Consider the following 20,869-nt stretch of genomic DNA (forward strand, 5'->3'; position numbering starts at 1 on the left):
AATCCGTGCGGGCCGGGGAAACGCCCGGCCCGCACCCACGGGGGAGACTCGGCGGCCCGAAGCGCGGCAGCACCACCCCACAGACCACCCCGACGATTCACCGCACGCGAAGAGGAAACGCCACATGGCGAATGAAGCAAAGCTCCGCGAGTATCTGAAGAAGGTCACCACAGAACTCGACGAGGCGTACCGGCGACTTCAGGGCTTCGAGGACCAGGCCCGCGAACCGATCGCCATCGTGGCCATGAGCTGCCGGTTCCCCGGCGGCATCCGCACCCCCGAGGAGCTGTGGCGGCTGCTGGCCGCAGGCGGCGACGCGGCGACGGAGTTCCCCGCCGACCGCGGCTGGGACCTGCGGAACCTGTTCGACGCGGACCCGGACACCCCGGACACCACCTACACCCGGGAGGGCGGGTTCCTCGAGGACGCCACCCGCTTCGACCCCGGCTTCTTCGGGATCTCCCCGCGTGAGGCGATGGCGATGGACCCGCAGCAGCGGCTGCTGCTGGAGACCTCGTGGGAGGCGTTCGAGCGGGCCGGCATCGACCCGGCCGCCCTCCGCGGCAGCCAGACCGGCGTCTTCGCCGGCATCAACGCCTCCGACTACCTGTCGGTGGCGCTGGACGCCGAAGAGGACTTCGGCGGGCACCTGGGCACCGGCAACTCCGCCAGCGTGCTCTCCGGCCGGGTCTCCTACACGTTCGGCCTGGAGGGCCCGGCGGTCACCGTCGACACCGCCTGCTCCGCCTCGCTGGTGGCGCTGCACCTCGCGGTGCAGGCGCTGCGGCTGGGGGAGTGCTCGCTGGCGCTGGCCGGCGGCGTCCACGTGATGTCCACGCCCGGCCTGTTCATCGAGTTCAGCCGGCAGCGCGGGCTCTCCCAGGACGGTCGCTGCAAGGCGTTCGCGGCCGACGCCGACGGCTTCGGGCCGGCCGAGGGCGTGGGCGTGCTGCTCCTGGAGCGGCTTTCCGACGCCCGTCGACACGGCCACAAGGTGCTCGCGGTCGTCCGCGGCACCGCCATCAACCAGGACGGCGCCAGCAATGGGCTGACCGCCCCCAACGGCCCGTCCCAGCAGCGCGTCATCCGGCGCGCCCTGGCCAACGCCCGGCTGTCCGCCGCCGATGTGGACGTCGTCGAGGCGCACGGCACCGGCACCGCCCTCGGCGACCCGATCGAGGCGCAGGCCCTGCTGGCCACCTACGGCCAGGACCGCCCCGTCGACCAGCCGCTGCTGCTGGGCTCGGTGAAGTCCAACATCGGCCACACCCAGGGCGCCGCGGGCATCGCGGGCGTCATGAAGATGGTGCTCGCCATGCGCCACGGCGTGGTGCCCGAGTCGCTGCACATCGCCGAGCCCTCCCCGCACATCGACTGGGCCGCCGGCTCGGTGGCGCTCGCGCGGGAGGCCACCCCCTGGCCGGAGACCGGACGTCCGCGACGCGCGGGCATCTCCGCCTTCGGCTTCAGCGGCACCAACGCGCACGCCATCGTGGAGCAGGCGCCGGCCGAGGAGCCGGCCGCCGCCGAGGAGCCGACGCGGCAGCCGGGCGTGCTGCCGTGGGTGCTCTCCGGCAAGGGCGAGGCGGCGCTGCGCGCGCAGGCCGCCAAGCTGCTGGAGCGGCTGGGGGCCGACGCCGGCGCCCGCCCGGTGGACGTGGGCTACTCGCTCGCCGTCACCCGCTCCGCTCTGGAGCGCCGCGCGGCGATCGTCGGCGAGGGCCGCGACGCGCTGCTGACCGGGCTGGAGGCGCTGGCCGCCGGCACGATGGCGCCGAACGTGGTGCAGGGCTCGGCCGTCGGCGGCCAGGTCGCCTTCGTCTTCCCCGGTCAGGGCTCGCAGTGGGCCGGCATGGCGGTCGGGCTGATGGACGCCTCGCCGGTGTTCGCGGCCCGGATCGAGGAGTGCGCCGCGGCGCTGGCGGAGTTCTGCGACTGGTCGCTGGTGGACGTCCTGCGGGGTGTCGAGGGTGCGCCGTCGTTGGAGCGGGTGGACGTGGTCCAGCCGGTGTTGTTCGCGGTGATGGTCTCCCTGGCGGAGCTGTGGCGCTCGCTGGGGGTGCGGGCCGACGCGGTGGTGGGTCACTCGCAGGGTGAGATCGCGGCCGCGTGTGTGGCGGGGATCCTGTCGCTCCAGGACGCGGCGCGGGTGGTCGCGCTGCGCAGCCAGGCCATCGGTCGGGTGCTGGCGGGCAAGGGCGGCATGGTGTCGATCGCCCTGCCGGTGGCCGAGGTCCGCGAGCGGATCGCGGTGTGGGGCGAGGACCGTATCTCGGTGGCGGCCGTCAACGGCCCGTCGTCGGTGGTCGTCTCCGGTGAGCCGGAGGCCCTCGACGAGCTGATCGCGTCCTGCGAGGCGGACGAGGTCCGGGCCCGTAAGGTCCCGGTGGACTACGCCTCGCACTCGGCCCAGGTCGAGCTGCTCCGCGACGAGCTGCTGAAGCTCCTCGCCCCGGTGACGCCGCGCGCGGCCGAGGTGCCGTTCCTGTCGACGGTGACGGGGGAGTGGGTCAAGGGCCCGGAGCTGGACGCCGGGTACTGGTACACCAACCTCCGTCAGACCGTCGAGCTGGAGAGCGCGGTGCGCCGCCTGCTGGACGAGGGCTTCGGCGCCTTCATCGAGTCCAGCGCCCACCCCGTGCTGACCATGGGCGTGCAGGAGACCGCCGAGGACGCGGGCAGCGAGGCCGCGGCCCTGGGCTCGCTCCGCCGCGACGAGGGCGGCCTCGACCGCTTCCTCACCTCGCTGGGCGAGGCGTGGACGCGCGGCGTGACGGTCGACTGGGACGCCGTCTACGGCGGCCTCGGCGCCCGGCGCGTCGAACTCCCCACCTACGCCTTCCAGGCCGAGCGGTTCTGGCCGGAGGCGGCGCCCGCGCGGGCGGCCGGGGCGGCGCAGGCCGACCCGGTGGACACCCGCTTCTGGGAGGCCGTGGAGCGCGAGGACTGGCAGGCGCTGGCCCAGGAGCTCGCGGTCGACGGCGACCAGCCGCTCAGCGCCGTCCTCCCGGCGCTCTCCACCTGGCGCAGGCAGGCCCGCGAGCAGTCCGCGGTGGACGGTTGGCGCTACCGCGTGACCTGGAAGGCGCTGCCCGAGGGCGCCGCCGCGCGGCTCTCCGGCACCTGGCTGCTGGTCGCCCCGGACACCGAGGACGAGCGCGCGACGGCCGTCGCCGCCGCGCTGGGCGAGCGGGGCGCCGACGTACGGCGGATCACGGTGGACGCCACGGCGACCGACCGCGAGGCCCTGGAGGCCCTGGTGCGTGCCGAGCTCGCCGGGGACGACGCGGCGTGCCAGGGCGTGCTGTCGCTGCTGCCGCTGGACGAGCGCCCCCACCCCGGGCACGCGGCCCTGCCCGCCGGCGCCGCCGCGCAGCTGGCGCTGATCCAGGCCCTGGGCGACGCCCAGCTCGCCGCCCCGCTGTGGTGCGCCACCAGCGGCGCCGTCTCCACCGACCGCTCCGACCGGCTGGAGTCGCCGGAGCAGGCGCTGGTCTGGGGCCTCGGCCGGGTGGCCGCCCTGGAGCACCTGGAGCGCTGGGGCGGACTCATCGACCTCCCCGCCCTGCCCGAGTCCCTGGACGAGCGGGCGTTGGGCCGGCTGGCCGGGGTGCTCGCCGGCGACGGCGACGAGGGTCAGGTGGCGATCCGCGCCACCGGCGTCTTCGGACCGCGGCTGGTGCGGGCCGGGCTGGCCGACACCCCGGCCGTACGGGACTGGCGGCCGGCCGGCACCACCCTGGTCACCGGCGGCACCGGCACGCTGGGCGCGCAGGTGGCCCGCTGGCTGGCCCGCAACGGCGCCGAGCACCTGGTGCTCGCCAGCCGCCGCGGTGCCGACGCACCGGGCGCGGCCGAGCTGCGCGAGGAGCTGACCGCGCTGGGCGCCGAGGTCACCCTCGCCGCCTGCGACGTCGCCGACCGGGAGGCGCTGGCCGCGCTGCTCGCGGAGGTCCCCGCCGAGCGGCCGCTGACCGCCGTGGTGCACACCGCCGCGGTGATCGAGGACGGGGTGATCGAGGGGCTGACGCCGGACCAGATGGACCGGGTGCTGCGCCTCAAGGTCGACGCCACCCGCCATCTGCACGAGCTCACCCGCGACCTGGAGCTCTCCGCCTTCGTGCTCTTCTCGCACTTCTCCGCGGTCTTCGGGGCGCCGGGACAGGGCAACCAGGCGCCGGGCAACGCCTATCTGCACGCCTTCGCCGAGCGGCGACGCGCCGAGGGGCTGCCCGCCACCACGCTCTCCTGGGGCCCGTGGGGCGACGGCACCACCGTCGACGGCGCGGTCGGCGACCGGATGCGCCGCCACGGCATCAACGAGATGGCGCCCGAGCCGGCCGTCGCCGCGCTGCGGCACGCGCTGGACCGGGACGAGACGGCGCTGACCGTCATCGACATGGACTGGCGGCGGTTCACCCTGGCCTTCACCGCCGACCGGCCGCGCCCGCTGCTGCACGAGCTGCCGGAGGCGCGTCAGGTCGTCGAGGAGGCGCGGGCCGAGGCCGCCGAGGCCGGGGCCGCCGGGCCGGCGCTGGCCCAGCAGCTCGCCGGGCTGCCGGAGACCGAGCGGGAGCGGGTGCTGCTGGACCTGGTCCGCTCCGCGGTGGCGGCGGTCCTCGGGCACGCCGACGCCTCGGCCATCGAGGCCGGCCGGGCCTTCAAGGAGCTGGGCTTCGACTCGCTCACCGCGGTCGAACTGCGCAACCGGCTGGGCGCCGCCAGCGGGCTCAGGCTGCCGGCGGCCCTGATCTTCGACCACCCCACGCCCGCCGCGGTGGCCGCGTATCTGCGCGCCGAGGTGGTGCCGGACGAGGCGGCCGGCGGCGCGTCGGTGCTGGAGGAGCTCGACCGGCTGGAGGCGGCGATCGCCGGCAGCACCCCGGACAACGTCACCCGGGCCCGGATCACCATGCGGCTCCAGTCGCTGCTCGGGAAGTGGAACGAGGGCCCGGCCGCCGGTGCCACCGGGCCGGCCCCCACCGCGGCCGCCCCGGCCCCCGAGGCCGCCGAGGTGGTCGAGGAGCTCCAGACGGCCAGCGACGAAGAGCTCTTCGCGTTCATCAACAAGGGTCTCGGAAGGGCCTGATGAATATTTCGCTATTGACGTGCCTTTCGAAGTCGGACAGGATTTCCCGCACTCTCGTATAAGGCTCGGCATTTCCGCTGCCCCCTATCATCCCCCGGTCGTCCAGGGGGTGATAGGGGGCAGTTAGGGGTTGTAGGGCCGGTTAGTCCGGCCATAGCCTCTCGCCGAGAAGTCGACTAATTGCTTATTTTCCGATGCCGTCTGCCGTAAATGGGTTGCGTTAAATGGCGAATGAAGAGACGCTGCGGGACTACCTCAAGCTCGTGACGGCGGATCTGCATCAGACTCGTCTTCGCCTGCGTGAGGCGGAGGCCAAGAACCACGACCCCATAGCCATCGTGGGGATCGGCTGCCGCTACCCCGGCGGTGTGCGTTCCGCCGAGGACCTGTGGCGGGTCGTCAGCGAGGGTGTGGACGCGGTCAGCGACTTCCCCGTGGACCGCGGGTGGAACGTCGAGACGATGTACCACCCGGACCCGGACCACCCCGGCACCAGCTATGTGCACGAGGGTGGCTTCGTCGACGCCATCGCCGACTTCGACCCCTCCGTCTTCGGCATCTCGCCGCGCGAGGCGCTGAGCATGGACCCGCAGCAGCGCATGCTGCTGGAGACGTCCTGGGAGGCGTTCGAGCGGGCCGGCGTCGACCCGACGTCCGTGCGCGGCCAGCAGATCGGCGTCTTCGTCGGCACCAGCAACCACGACTACCTGGCGGCGATCCTCAGCTCCACGGAGAACTTCGAGGGCTACTTCGGCACCGGCAACGCCGCGAGCGTCGCCTCCGGCCGCCTGTCGTACACCTTCGGCCTCGAGGGCCCCGCCGCCACCGTCGACACCGCCTGCTCCTCCTCGCTGGTGGCCCTGCACCTGGCGGTGCAGGCGCTGCGCAACAACGAGTGCACGATGGCGCTGGCCGGCGGCGCGACCCTGATGTGCGCCCCCGGCGTCTTCGTCGACTACAGCAAGATGCGCGGCCTCGCCCTGGACGGCCGCTCCAAGCCCTTCGCCCCCGAGGCCGACGGCTTCTGCCTCGGCGAGGGCGTCGGCGTGCTGCTGGTCGAGCGGCTCTCCGACGCGCGGCGCAAGGGCCACCCGGTGCTCGCCGTCATCCGCGGCACCGCCGTCAACCAGGACGGCGCCAGCAACGGCCTCACCTCGCCCAACGGCCCCTCCCAGCAGCGCGTCATCCTCCAGGCGCTGGCCAACGCCCGGCTGACCCCGGACCAGGTCGACGCCGTCGAGGCGCACGGCACCGGCACCGCGCTCGGCGACCCGATCGAGGCCGACGCGCTGCTCGCCACCTACGGCCAGGACCGCCCCGAGGGCCGGCCGCTGCTGCTCGGCTCCGTCAAGTCCAACATCGGCCACGCCCAGGCGGGCGCCGGCGTCGGCGGCGTCATCAAGATGGTCATGGCGCTGAAGCACGGCGTGCTGCCCAAGACGCTGCATCTGACCGAGCCGACCCCGCACGTCGACTGGTCCTCCGGCGACATCGAGCTGCTGACCGAGGCCCGGGAGTGGCCGGAGACCGGCCAGCCGCGGCGCGCCGGCGTCTCCTCGTTCGGCATGTCCGGCACCAACGCGCACACCATCATCGAGGAGGCCCCGGCCCCCGCCGCCGAGGAGCCCGCGGCCGGCGCCGACGCGGCCCCCGCGCCCGTCCGGCCGCCGCTCACCCCCGTCGTGCTGTCCGGCAAGGACCAGGGCGCGCTCCGCGCCCAGGCCGCCCAGCTGCACGCGCACCTGGCCGCCGGTCAGTCCGCCGCCGACCTGGCCGACCTCGGCTACTCGCAGGCCCTCACCCGCCCCGCCCTCGACCGACGCGCCGCCGTCGTCGCGGCCGACCGCGACGAACTCCTCGCGGGCCTGGCCGCGCTGGCCGAGGGGCAGAGCCACCCCACCCTCACCGAGGGACTGGCCGCCGAGGGCAAGCTCGCCTTCCTCTTCACCGGCCAGGGCAGCCAGCGGCTCGGCATGGGCCGCGAGCTGTACGCGACCCACCCGGTCTTCGCCAAGGCCCTGGACGACGTCTGCGCCCAGCTCGACCGCTTCCTGGGGCAGCCGCTGAAGGACGTGCTCTTCGGCGACGACAAGAAGCTGCTGGACCAGACCGGCTACACCCAGCCCGCGCTCTTCGCCGTCGAGGTGGCGCTGTTCCGCCTCGTCGAGTCCTGGGGCCTCAAGCCGGACTTCCTCGCCGGCCACTCCATCGGCGAGCTCGCCGCCGCCCACGTCGCCGGGGTGCTGTCGCTGACCCACGCCAGCGCGCTGGTCGCCGCCCGCAGCCAGCTCATGCAGCAGCTCCCGGCCGGCGGCGCGATGATCGCCGTCCAGGCGTCCGAGGACGAGGTGCTCCCGCTGCTGAACGAGCGCGTCAGCATCGCGGCGCTCAACGGCCCGCAGTCCGTGGTGATCGCGGGCGACGAGGACGCCGCCCTCGCCATCGCCACCGCCTTCGAGGCGCAGGGCCGCAAGACCAAGCGGCTCGCCGTCAGCCACGCCTTCCACTCCCCGCACATGGACGGGATGCTGGACGCCTTCCGCGAGGTGGCCGAGCGGCTGACCTACCACGCCCCGGCGATCCCCATCGTCTCCAACCTCACCGGCGACCTGGTCTCCGCCGAGGAGATCACCAGCCCGGACTTCTGGGTCCGGCACGTCCGCGAGGCCGTCCGCTTCCTCGACGGCGTCCGCGCCCTGGAGGCGCGCGGCGTCACCACCTTCGTCGAACTCGGCCCCGGCGGCGTGCTGTCCGCCATGGGCCAGGACTGCCTGGCCACCACCAGGGCGCACGCCGTGGCGTTCGTCCCCGCCCTGCGCGACGACCGCCCCGAGGCCCGCACCCTGGCCCAGGCCCTCGCGCAGGCCCACACCCGTGGCGCGGCCGTGGACTGGGCCACCTTCTACGCCGGCACCGGCGCCACCCGCGTCGACCTGCCCACCTACGCCTTCCAGCGGCAGCGCTTCTGGCCGTCCAACCCCTTCGCCGACATGGGCGACCCGGCCGGCGAGACCGGCGCGCTCAGCGCCACCGACGCCCGCTTCTGGGAGGTCGTGCACAGCGAGGACCTCGCGGCCCTCGCCGACACCCTCGGCATCGACGGCGACCAGCCGCTGAGCGCCGTACTCCCCGCGCTGTCCGCCTGGCGCCGACGCCACCACGACCGCTCCACCGTCGACGGCTGGCGCTACCGCACCACCTGGAAGCCGCTGACCGGCGCCCAGCCCTCGCTGCTGAACGGCACCTGGCTCGTCGTCACGCCGGCCGGCGCGGCCGACTCCCCGTGGCCCGCCGAGACCGTCCGCATGCTCACCGAGCGCGGCGTGCGCGTCGCCCAGCTCTCCGTGGACGCCACCGCCGCCGACCGCGCCGACCTCGCCGAGCGGCTTCGCGCCGCCCTGCCCGAGGACACCGCGCCCGCCGGCGTGCTCTCCCTCCTCGGCCTCGACGAGCGGCCGCACACCGACCACCCCGAGCTGACCGCCGGCCTCGCCGGCACCGTCGCCCTCGTCCAGGCGCTGGGCGACGCCGACCTCGACGCCCGGCTGTGGGCGGTCACCCGCGGCGCCGTCTCCACCGGCCGCTCCGACCGGCTCACCAGCGCCGTCCAGGCCCAGCTGTGGGGCCTCGGCCGCACCGTCGGCCACGAACACCCGGAGCGCTGGGGCGGCCTGATCGACCTGCCCGAGGCCGCCGACGAGCGGGCCCTCGGCCGGCTCGCCGAGGCGCTCTCCGGCCTCGGCGACGAGGACCACCTCGCCATCCGCCCGCAGGGCGTCTTCGTCCGCCGCCTCGCCCGCGCCCCGCACGCCGAGACCACCGCCGAGACCAGCGGCGCGGGCTGGACCGGCCGCGGCACCGCGCTCGTCACCGGCGGCACCGGCGCCCTCGGCGCACACATCGCCCGCTGGCTCGTCGGCCAGGGCGTCGAACACCTGGTGCTCACCAGCCGCCGCGGCGCCGACGCGCCGGGAGCCGCCGAACTGCGCGACGAACTCACCGCGCTGGGCGCCGAGGTCACCCTCGCCGCCTGCGACGTCGCCGACCGGGACGCGCTGGCCGCGCTGCTGGCGTCGATCCCCGAGCGGTACCCGCTGACCACCGTCGTGCACGCCGCCGGCGTGCTGGACGACGGCGTGCTGGACGCCCAGACCCCGGCCCGTATGGCCGCCGTGCTGCGCCCCAAGGCCACCGCCGCGCACCACCTGCACGAGCTCACCCGCGACCTGGACCTGAGCGCCTTCGTGCTGTTCTCGTCCATGGCCGCCACCTTCGGCGCCGCCGGCCAGGCCAACTACACCGCCGCCAACGCCTACCTGGACGCGCTGGCCGAGCAGCGCCGCGCCGAGGGCCTGCACGCCGTCTCGCTGGCCTGGGGCGCCTGGGCCGAGGGCGGCATGGCCACCGACGAGCTGGTCGCCGAGCGGCTCCGGCTCTCCGGGCTGCCCGCGCTCGCCCCCGAGCCGGCCACCGTCGCGCTGCGCACCGCGCTCGACCTGGACGAGACCTTCTCCCTGGTCGTGGACATCGACTGGGACCGCTTCGGCCCGGGTCTCACCGCCATCCGCCCCAACCCGCTGGTCGCCGACCTCCCCGAGGCGCGGCAGGCCCTGGAGGCGGCGCGGACGGCCGACGGCGACGGCGCCGACGAGGCGTCCTCCCTCGCGCGGCGGCTGGCCGCCGCCGCGACCGAGGAGGAGCGCGAGGCGCTCGCCCTGGACTTCGTCCGCACCCAGGTGGCGGTCGTCCTCGGCCACGCCGGCCCCGAGACCGTCGAGCCCACCCGTGCCTTCCGCGACCTCGGCTTCGACTCGCTGACCGCGGTCGAGATCCGCAACCTGCTGGGCTCGCTCACCGGGCTGCGGCTGCCCGCCACGATCATCTTCGACTACCCGACCCCGATCATCCTGGCGGAGTTCCTCCGGGAGGAGCTCGTCGGCTCGCGTCCGGTCGCCGCCGGCCCCACCGCCCCCGTGGCGGCCGTGGCCGACGACCCGATCGCGATCGTCGGCATGAGCTGCCGCTTCCCCGGCGGCGTCACCACCCCCGAAGAGCTGTGGAAGCTGCTCATATCGGGCCAGGACGCGGTCACCGGCTTCCCCGCCGACCGCGGCTGGGACGTCGACGCGCTCTACGACCCGGAGTCCGGCGCCGAGAACACCACCTACGTGCGCGAGGGCGGCTTCCTGCACGACGCCGCCGACTTCGACCCGGCGTTCTTCGGGATCTCGCCGCGTGAGGCGCTCGCCATGGACCCGCAGCAGCGACTGCTGCTGGAGACGTCCTGGGAGGCGTTCGAGCGGGCCGGGATCGACCCGGCGACGCTGCGCGGCCAGCAGGTCGGCGTGTTCGCCGGCACCAACGGCCAGGACTACCTGCCCGTCATCCTCGCCGCCCCCGGCGGCTCCGAGGGCTTCATGGGCACCGGAAACGCGGCCAGCGTGCTCTCCGGCCGGGTCTCCTACGCCCTGGGCCTGGAGGGCCCGGCGGTCACCGTCGACACCGCCTGCTCCTCCTCGCTCGTCGCCCTGCACTGGGCGATCCAGGCGCTGCGCGACGGCGAGTGCTCGCTCGCCCTCGCCGGTGGCATCACCGTGATGTCCACCCCGGGCAACTTCATCGACTTCAGCCGACAGCGCGGGCTGGCGGCCGACGGCCGGATCAAGGCGTTCGCGGCCGGTGCCGACGGCACCGGCTGGGGTGAGGGCGTCGGCATGCTGCTCGTGGAGCGGCTGTCCGACGCGCGGAAGAACGGTCACCCGGTCCTCGCGATCGTGCGCGGCTCCGCCGTCAACCAGGACGGCGCCAGCAACGGTCTGACCGCCCCGAACGGCCCGTCGCAGCAGCGCGTCATCCGGCAGGCCCTCGCGGGCGCCGGGCTGACGACCGCGGACGTGGACGCGGTCGAGGCGCACGGCACCGGCACCAAGCTCGGCGACCCCATCGAGGCACAGGCGCTGCTGGCCACCTACGGCCAGGACCACACCCCCGAACAGCCGCTGTACCTGGGCTCCATCAAGTCCAACTTCGGCCACACGCAGGCCGCCGCCGGCGTCGCCGGCGTCATGAAGATGGTCCTCGCCATCCAGCACGGCATGCTGCCGCGGACGCTGCACGTCGACGAGCCGACCCCGCACGTCGACTGGTCGGCCGGCGAGATCGCGCTGCTGACCGAGTCCACCGCATGGCCCGAGACCGGCCGCCCGCGCCGGGCCGCCGTCTCCTCCTTCGGCATCAGCGGCACCAACGCGCACACGATCATCGAGCAGGCCCCGGCCGAGGAGGCCGCTCCGGCCCGCGGCACGGACCCGGCCGCGCTGCCGGTGGTCCTGTCCGCCCGCACCGACGAGGGCCTGCGCGCCCAGGCCGAGCGGCTGCGCGCGCACCTCACCGAGGAGCCGGGCGCCTCGCTCACGGACGTCGGCTTCTCGCTGGCCACCCGGCGCGCCGCCTTCGAGGAGCGGGCCGCCCTGGTCGTCGCCGACCGCGACGCCCTGCTGGCGGGCCTGGACGCCCTGGCCGGCGGCCAGTCCGCGCCCGGCCTGGTCGAGGGCACGGCCACCGGCGGCAAGACGGCGTTCCTGTTCACGGGTCAGGGCAGCCAGCGGCTGGGCATGGGCCGTGAGCTGTACGGCGCGTACCCGGTGTTCGCGGACGCGCTGGACGCGGCCTGCGCGCATCTGGACGGGCACCTGGAGCGGCCGCTGAAGGACGTGGTGTTCGGCGACGACAAGAAGGTGCTGGACCAGACCGGCTACACCCAGCCCGCCCTCTTCGCGATCGAGGTCGCGCTCTTCCGCCTCGTCGAAGCCTGGGGCGTGAAGGCGGACTTCCTCTCCGGTCACTCGATCGGCGAGCTGGCCGCCGCGCATGTGGCGGGTGTGCTCTCGCTGGCCGATGCCTGCACCCTGGTGGCGGCTCGTGGTCGTCTGATGCAGGCGCTGCCGACGGGTGGCGCGATGATCGCGGTGCAGGCGTCGGAGGACGAGGTCCTTCCGCTGCCCACCGACGGCGTGAGCATCGCCGCGCTCAACGGTCCGCAGTCCGTGGTGATCGCGGGCGAGGAGGACGCGGCGCTCGCCATCGCCGCGAGCTTCGAGCAGCAGGGTCGTAAGACCAAGCGGCTCACCGTCTCGCACGCCTTCCACTCGCCGCGTATGGACGCGATGTTGGAGGACTTCCGCGCGGTCGCGGAGACCCTCTCCTACGAGGCCCCGCGCATCCCGATCGTCTCCAACCTCACCGGCGACCTGGTCTCCGCCGAGGAGATCACCAGCCCGGACTTCTGGGTCCGCCACGTCCGCGAGGCGGTCCGCTTCCTCGACGGTGTCCGCGCCCTGGAGGCGCAGAACGTCACCACCTTCATCGAGCTCGGCCCCGACGGGGTCCTCTCCGCCATGGGGCAGGAGTGCGTCGAGGGCGCGGACGCGTTCTTCGCCGCCGCGCTGCGCGCCGGCCGTCCCGAGGCCGAGGCGCTGGTCGCGGCCGTGGCGGGGGCGCACGTCCGTGGCGTGGCCGTGGACTGGGCGGCGTTCTTCGCCGGCACCGGCGCCGCGCGCGTCGAGCTGCCGACCTACGCCTTCCAGCGCCAGCGTTACTGGCCGAAGGTGTCCTCGCTGTACCTCGGCGACGTCGCGGCCGTGGGACTCGGCGAGGCCGAGCACCCGCTGCTGGGGGCGAGCGCCGAACTGCCGGACGCGGACGGGGTGCTGTTCACCGGCCGCCTCGCGCTGTCGACGCACCCGTGGCTGGCCGGCCACACCATCATGGACACGGTCCTGCTGCCGGGCACGGCCTTCGTGGAGCTGGCGATCCGCGCCGGCGACCAGGTGGGCTGCCCGCACCTGGAGGAGCTGACGCTGGAGGCGCCGCTGGTGCTGCCCGCGCAGGGTGGCGTCCAGCTGCGGCTGTCGGTCGGCGCCGCCGACGAGTTCGGCCGCCGCCCGCTGTCGCTGCACTCCCGCCTTGAGGACCTTCCGGCCGAGGAGCCGTGGACCCGGCACGCCAGCGGTGTGCTCGCGACCGCCGACGGGGTCCCCGGGCCGGCGTTCGAGCTGAGCGCCTGGCCGCCGGCGGACGCCGTCGAGGTGGAGCTGGGCGACCGCTACGCGGGGCTGCTCGACATCGGCTTCGCCTACGGCCCCGACTTCCAGGGTCTGCGCAGGGCCTGGCGGCGCGACGGCGAGATCTTCGCCGAGGTGCGGCTGCCCGAGGAGACCCAGGAGGAGGCCGGCCGCTTCGGGCTGCACCCGGCGCTGCTGGACTCCGCGCTGCACGCCATCGGCATCGGCGGTCTCGGCGTCAGCGACGGCACGGGCCGACTGCCGTTCGCCTGGAGCGGGGTGTCCCTGTACGCGAGCGGGGCCTCCGCGCTCCGCGTCCACCTGGCGCCCGTGGGCGCCGAGGGCGTTCGGCTGGAGCTCGCCGACGTGACCGGCGCGCCGGTCGCCGCCGTCGAGTCGCTCGGGCTGCGCCCGGTCTCGGCCGAGCAGCTGCGGACCGCCCGCACCGCCTACCACGAGTCGCTCTTCCACATGGAGTGGACGGAGCTCACCGGCGCCGCCGAGGCGGCCCCGGCGGGCCGCTGGGCCGTGCTGGGCTCCGCCGAGCTCCTCGGCGCGGACGTTCCGACGTACGCCGCGTACGCCGACCTGGCCGCCGCGGTCGACGCGGGCGCCCAGGCGCCCGAGTTCGTCTTCGCCACCCCCCGCGCGACCGGTGACGGGGACGCGGCCGCCGCCGCGCACCACGCCGCCGCCGAGGCCCTCGGCCTGGTGCGGGAGTGGCTGGCGGACGACCGGTTCGCCGACTCCCGGCTGGTCGTGCTGACCTCCGGCGCGGTGGCCGCGGTCCCGGGCGAGCCGGTGACCGACGTGGCCCGGGCCGCCGTCTGGGGCCTGCTGCGCTCGGCCCAGTCGGAGAACCCGGACCGGCTGCTGCTGGTCGACCTCGACAAGCGGGACGAGTCCCGCCGGGCGCTCCCCGGCGCCCTCGCCTCGGGCGAGTCGCAGCTCGCGCTCCGCGCGGGCGTCGTGTCCACGCCGCGGCTGACGCGGGTGGCCGTGGACGCCGACGCCGAGCGGGAGTTCCGTCCGGCCGCCGACGGCACGGTGCTGGTCACCGGCGCCAGCGGCTCGCTGGGCGGGCTGGTGGCCCGGCACCTGGTGGCCTCCCACGGGGTGCGGCACCTGCTGCTGGTCAGCCGCCGCGGCGGCGCCGCGCCCGGTGCCGAGGACCTGGCGGCCGAGCTGGCCGCGTCCGGGGCCTCCGTCACCTGGGCGGCGTGCGACGTGGCCGACCGGGAGGCGCTGGCCGCCGTCCTGGCGGACATCCCGGCCGCGCACCCGCTGACCGCCGTGGTGCACACCGCCGGTGTGCTCGACGACGGTGTGATCAGTTCGCTGACCCCCGAGCGCGTCGACCGCGTCATGCGCCCGAAGGTGGACGCGGCCTGGAACCTGCACGAGCTGACCCGCGAGCTGGACCTGGCGGCGTTCGTCCTCTTCTCGTCCTCCTCCGGCGTCTTCGGCGGACCGGGCCAGGGCAACTACGCCGCCGCCAACGCCTTCCTGGACGCGCTGGCCGCGCACCGCCGGGCGGACGGTCTGCCCGCCACCGCCCTCGCCTGGGGCCTGTGGGCCGGCGGCGGCATGGGCGGCACCCTGGACGAGGCCGACATCAGCCGGATGCGGCGCGCCGGTCTGCCGCCGCTGCCGGTGGCCGAGGGGCTGGCCCTGCTGGACACCGCCCTGCGGCTGCCCGAGCCGGCGCTGGTGCCGATGCGGGTCGACGTGGCGGCGCTGCGCGCCGTGGCCGCCTCGGGCGCCATCTCGCCGCTGCTGCGCGGTCTGGTCCGGGTCCCGGTGCGGCGCGCGGCACAGGCCGCGGGCGTCGCCGGCGGCGAGGCCGGGCTGGCCGGGCGGCTCGCCGGGCTCAGCGAGAGCGAGCAGGAGCGGACGCTCCTGGACCTGGTCCGCGGCCAGGTGGCGACCGTGCTCGGCTACGCCGGGGCGGAGACCATCGGCTCCGGTCGGGCGTTCAAGGAGCTGGGTTTCGACTCGCTGACCGCGGTCGAACTCCGCAACCAGCTCAACGCGGTGACGGGGCTGCGGCTCCCGGCGACGTTGATCTTCGACTACCCGGACCCGACCGTCCTCGCCCGCCATCTGCGGACCGAGCTCACCGGCACCGCGGCGCTCGCCCCGGCACCGGTCGTGGCGGCCGTCGGCGACGACGAGCCGATCGCCATCGTCGCCATGAGCTGCCGCTACCCCGGCGGGGTGCGCACCCCCGAGGACCTGTGGCAGATGATCGCCGCCGGCCACGACGGCATCTCGCTCTTCCCCGACAACCGCGGCTGGGACCTGGACGCCCTCTACGACCCGAACCCGGAGACGCAGGGCACCTCCTACGCCCGTGAGGGCGGCTTCCTGCACGACGCCGCCGAGTTCGACCCGGCGTTCTTCGGCATCTCGCCGCGCGAGGCGCTGGCCATGGACCCGCAGCAGCGGCTGCTGCTGGAGACTTCCTGGGAGGCGTTCGAGCGGGCCGGCATCGACCCGCTGTCGGTGCGCGGCAGCCAGACCGGCGTCTTCGCCGGCGTGATGTACCACGACTACGGCTCGCGGCTGCACGCCGCGCCGGAGGAGGTCGAGGGCTACCTCGGCACCGGCAGCTCCAGCAGCGTCGTCTCCGGCCGCGTCGCGTACACCTTCGGCCTGGAGGGCCCGGCCGTCACCGTCGACACGGCCTGCTCCTCGTCGCTGGTGGCGCTGCACCTCGCGGCGCAGGCGCTGCGCAACGGCGAGTGCTCGCTGGCTCTCGCCGGCGGCGTCACCGTGATGTTCACCCCCGGCACCTTCATCGAGTTCAGCCGGCAGCGCGGGCTCGCCGCCGACGGCCGCTGCAAGTCCTTCGCGGGCGCCGCGGACGGCACCGGCTGGGGCGAGGGCGCGGGCATGCTGCTCCTGGAGCGGCTCTCCGACGCCCGTCGACACGGCCACGAGGTGCTGGCGATCGTCCGCGGCTCGGCCGTCAACCAGGACGGCGCGAGCAACGGTCTGACGGCCCCCAACGGCCCGTCGCAGCAGCGCGTCATCCGCCAGGCCCTGGCCAACGCGCGGCTCACCGGCGACCAGGTCGACGTGGTCGAGGCGCACGGCACCGGCACCACGCTGGGCGACCCGATCGAGGCGCAGGCGCTGCTGGCCACCTACGGCCAGGACCACTCGGCGGAGCGCCCGCTGTGGCTCGGCTCGGTCAAGTCCAACCTCGGCCACACCCAGGCCGCCTCCGGCGTCGCCGGCGTCATCAAGATGGTGCTCGCCATGCGGCACGGAGTGCTGCCCCAGACGCTGCACGTCGACGAGCCCTCGCCGCACGTGGACTGGACGGCGGGCGCCGTCGAGCTGTTGACCGAGGCCAGGGAGTGGCCGCGCGCCGAGCGCCCGCGCCGGGCCGGCGTCTCCTCCTTCGGCATCAGCGGCACCAACGCGCACGCCATCATCGAGCAGGCCCCCGAGGCCGACCCGGCCGAGGGCGCGGCCGAGCCGCAGGCCCCCGCGGCCGGCACCGGGCTGCCCTTCGTGCCCGTGCTGCTCTCGGCGCGGGGTGAGGACGGGCTGCGGGCCCAGGCCCAGCGGCTGCGCGCCCACATCGGCGAGCGGCCGGAGATCGCGGGCGACGACCTGCCCGGCCTGGCCGACCTCGGCTACTCGCTGGCCACCACCCGCGCGGCGCTGGAGCACCGGGCCGCGCTGGTCGCCGCCGACCGCGACGAGGCGCTGCGTGCCCTGGACGCCCTGGCGCGCGGCGAGGCCGACCCGGCACAGGTGCTGCGCGGCGTGGCGACCGAGGGCAAGGTGGCGTTCCTGTTCACCGGACAGGGCAGCCAGCGACTCGGCATGGGCCGCGAGCTGTACGACACCTTCCCCGTCTTCGCGGAGGCGCTGGACGCCGTCTGCGCGGAGCTCGACCGGCACCTGGACCGGCCGCTGAAGGACGTGCTGTTCGGCACGGACGCCGAGCTGCTCGACCGCACCGGCTACACCCAGCCCGCCCTGTTCGCCCTTGAGGTGGCCCTCTACCGCCTGGTCACCGCCTGGGGCCTGCGGCCGGACTACCTGTCCGGCCACTCCATCGGCGAGCTGGCCGCCGCCCATGTGGCGGGTGTCCTCTCGCTGGAGGACGCGGCGAAGCTGGTGGCCGCCCGCGGCCGGCTGATGCAGGAACTCCCCGCCGGCGGCGCGATGATCGCGCTCCAGGCGACGGAGGACGAGGTCCTTCCGCTGCTCACCGAGCGGGTCGGCATCGCGGCCCTCAACGGCCCGCGGTCGGTGGTGGTCGCGGGTGACGAGGACGGGGCCCTCGCGATCGCGAGCGACTTCGAGGCGCGGGGTCGTAAGACCAAGCGGCTCACCGTCAGCCACGCCTTCCACTCGCCGCTCATGGAGCCGATGCTCGCGGACTTCCGGAAGCTCGCGGAGGGCCTCACCTTCCACGCCCCGAAGATCCCGATCGTCTCCAACCTGACCGGCGCCGTGGTCACGGCCGACGAGATCCGGCTGCCGGAGTTCTGGGTCCGCCATGTCCGGGAGGCCGTGCGCTTCCTCGACGGGGTGCGCGCCCTGCACGCCGCCGGCGTCACCACCTTCCTCGAACTCGGCCCGGACGGGGTGCTCTCGGCGATGGCCGAGGAGTGCCTGACCGACGCCGCGGACGCCGCCGACACGGCCTTCGCGCCCGCGTTGCGCACCGGCCGTCCCGAGGCGCGGACGCTCGCCACCGCCCTGGCCCTGGCGCACGTCCGGGGCGTCGCCCCGGACTGGGCGGCCTTCTACGCCGGCACCGGCGCGACCCGCACCGCCCTGCCCACCTACCCGTTCCAGCGCCAGCGCTACTGGCTGGACGTGGGCATCTCCGCCGAGGACGTGGCGTCCGCCGGCCTGGAGACGACGGACCACCCGCTGCTGGGCGCGGCGGTCGAACTCCCCGACACCGGCGGCTTCGTCTTCACCGGCCGGCTGTCGCTGCGCAGCCACCCGTGGCTGGCCGACCACGCCGTCATGGACACCGTGCTGCTGCCGGGCACGGCCTTCGTCGAGCTGGCGCTGCGCGCCGGCGAGGAGGCCGGCTGCGACACCGTCGAGGAGCTGACCCTCCAGGCGCCGCTGGTCCTGCCCGAACAGGGCGCCGTACAGCTGCGCCTGGAGCTGGCGGCCGCCGACGAGGCCGGGCGGCGGGGCGTGAGCCTGCACTCCCGCCGCGAGGAGGCCGAGGCCGACGAGCCGTGGACCCGGCACGCCACCGGCTTCCTGGCCCCCGGCGCGGCGGCCCCCGTCGAGCCCTTCCCGGACGTCTGGCCGCCCGCCGGCGCGACCGCCCTCGACACCGCCGACTTCTACCCGGGCGCGGCCGCCGCCGGGCTCGGCTACGGCCCGGTGTTCCAGGGCCTGACGGCCGCCTGGCGCTCCGGCGACGAGCTGTTCGCCGAGGTCCGGCTGCCCCAGGGCTTCGAGACCCAGGCCGGCGGGTTCGGGCTGCACCCGGCGCTGCTGGATGCGGCGCTGCACGCGCTGGGCCTGGACGGCTCCGGCGAGGGCGCGCGGCTGCCGTTCGCCTGGACCGGGGCGCGGCTGCACGCCGCCGGCGCCGCCGGGCTGCGGGTCCGGCTGCGGCCGGCCGACGGCGGCGTGGCGCTCCACCTCGCCGACGCCACCGGCACGGCGGTCGCCTCCATCGACCAGCTGGTGCTGCGCCCGGTCTCCGCCGAGCAGCTGAACGCCGCGCGCACCGCGCACCACGAGTCGCTGTTCCGGCCCGAGTGGACGGCGCTGCCGCTGCCCGCGGAGCAGACCGGAGAGGTGCCGCTCGGCCAGCGCTGGGCGGCGCTGGGCGACGAGCCGTTCGCGCTCGCCGGCCGGACCCTGGACGGCTACGCCGACCTGACCGCGCTGGCCGCCGCCGACGGGGCCGTCCCGGACGTCGTCTTCGTCCCGCTGGACGCGGCCGGCACCGGGCCGCGGCTGCCCGAGACCGCCCGCGCCGCCGCCCGCGCCGCCCTGGAGCTGGTGCGCGCGTGGGTGACGGAGCCCCGGTTCGAGGACGCGCGACTGGTGTTCGTCACCCGCGGCGCCGTCGCCGCCGGCGCCGGCGAGGAGCTCGCCGACCCGGCCCACGCCACCGTGTGGGGCCTGGTCCGCACGGCCCAGTCGGAGCACCCCGGCCGCTTCGTCCTGCTCGACACCGACGCCACCGACGCCTCGCGGCGGGCCCTGCCCGCGGCGCTCGACGCCGACGAGCCGCAGCTCGCGCTGCGCTCCGGCACGGCGCACGCCTTCCGGCTGGCCCGCGTCCCGGCCCAGGACACCGGCGTCGCGCCGGAGTTCGACCCGGCCGGCACCGTCCTGCTGACCGGCGCCAGCGGCACCCTCGGCGCGCTGTTCGCCCGCCACCTGGTGGCCGAGCGCGGGGTACGCCACCTGCTGCTGGCCAGCCGACGCGGCGAGCGGGCGCCCGGCGCGGCCGAACTCGCCACCGAGCTGGCGGCGCTGGGCGCCGAGGTCACCTGGGCGGCCTGCGACGCCGCCGACCGGGAGGCGCTGGAGCGGCTCCTCGGCGCGATCCCGGCCGAGCACCCGCTGACCGCGGTGGTGCACACCGCGGGCGTGCTGGACGACGGCGTGATCGGCTCGCTCACCGGCGAGCGGCTCGACGCGGTGCTGCGACCCAAGGTGGACGCCGCGTGGAACCTGCACGAGCTCACCGAGGGCCTGGAGCTGTCCGCGTTCGTGCTCTTCTCCTCCGCCGCCGGCGTGTTCGGCAGCGCCGGACAGGGCAACTACGCCGCGGCCAACACCTTCCTGGACGCCCTGGCGCGGCACCGCGCCGCCCGCGGCCTGCCCGCCACCTCGCTGGCCTGGGGCCTGTGGGCGGCGGCCGGCGGCATGGCGGGCAGCCTGGACGAGTCCGACGTGACCCGGATGCAGCGCGGCGGCTACGCGGCGCTGCCGCAGGACGAGGGCCTGGCCCTGTTCGACCTGGCCGGCACGCTGGCGGAGCCGGTGCTGGTCCCGATCCGGCTCGACACCGGGGCGCTGCGCGCCCAGGCCGCCGCCGGGATGCTGCCCACGCTGCTGCGCGGCCTGGTCCGCACCCCCGCGCGGCGGGCCGCGGAGACGCCCGCCGCCGGCGGCGCCCCCGCCGCCACCGGCTCGCTCACCGAGCGGCTGGCCGGGCTGTCGGAGGCCGAACGCGACCGGGAACTGCTGGACCTGGTGCGGACGCAGGTGGCGGCCGTCCTCGGCTACGCCGGGCCGGACGACGTCGACGCCGGGCGGGGCTTCCTCGACCTGGGCTTCGACTCGCTCACCGCCGTGGATCTGCGCAACCGACTGGGCGCGGCCGCCGGGCTGCGGCTGCCGGTGACGCTGATCTTCGACTACCCGACGCCCACCGCGCTCGCCGGATACCTGCGCGAGGAACTCGTGGTGGACGGCGCCGACTCGGCGCTCCCGTCCGTACACGCGGAACTCGACAAGCTGGAGGCGATCCTCTCCGGGGTCGGCCCCGACGACGTCGAACGCCCCGGAATCGCCGCCCGTCTGCGCGACCTCCTGTCGAAGTGGAATGAAACGCAAGGTGCAACCGACGGCGCGGCCGAGGACCGCGAGATCGCGTCCGCGACCGCTGACGAGATCTTCGATCTGCTCGACGACGAGCTCGGCTTCAACTGACCGGCTCCACGTGAGCTTTCGGAATTCTTAGTTACGTGGGGATGGC

The 20,869-nt window shown here is 75.5% G+C and carries 2 protein-coding genes; both read left to right on the plus strand.

Going from position 1 to position 20,869, the window contains the following annotated elements:
* The first annotated feature begins 124 nt into the window (after positions 1-124).
* Positions 125-5,089, plus strand: coding sequence for a type I polyketide synthase (locus CD790_RS13850; protein ID WP_144383514.1), 4,965 nt, complete (start codon positions 125-127; stop codon positions 5,087-5,089).
* Between the two features lie 263 nt (positions 5,090-5,352).
* Entirely contained in the window at positions 5,353-20,823 is a 15,471-nt protein-coding gene (locus CD790_RS13855; RefSeq protein WP_399217582.1) for a type I polyketide synthase, read from the plus strand.
* Positions 20,824-20,869: the final 46 nt, after the last annotated feature.

The organism is Streptomyces sp. SAJ15 (assembly GCF_007595705.1).
GTDB lineage: Bacteria > Actinomycetota > Actinomycetes > Streptomycetales > Streptomycetaceae > Streptomyces.

Coding starts and splice junctions, on each gene's coding strand:
- CD790_RS13850 (WP_144383514.1), top strand. CDS start 125: ATGGCGAATGAAGCAAAGCTCCGCGAGTATCTGAAGAAGGTCACCACA.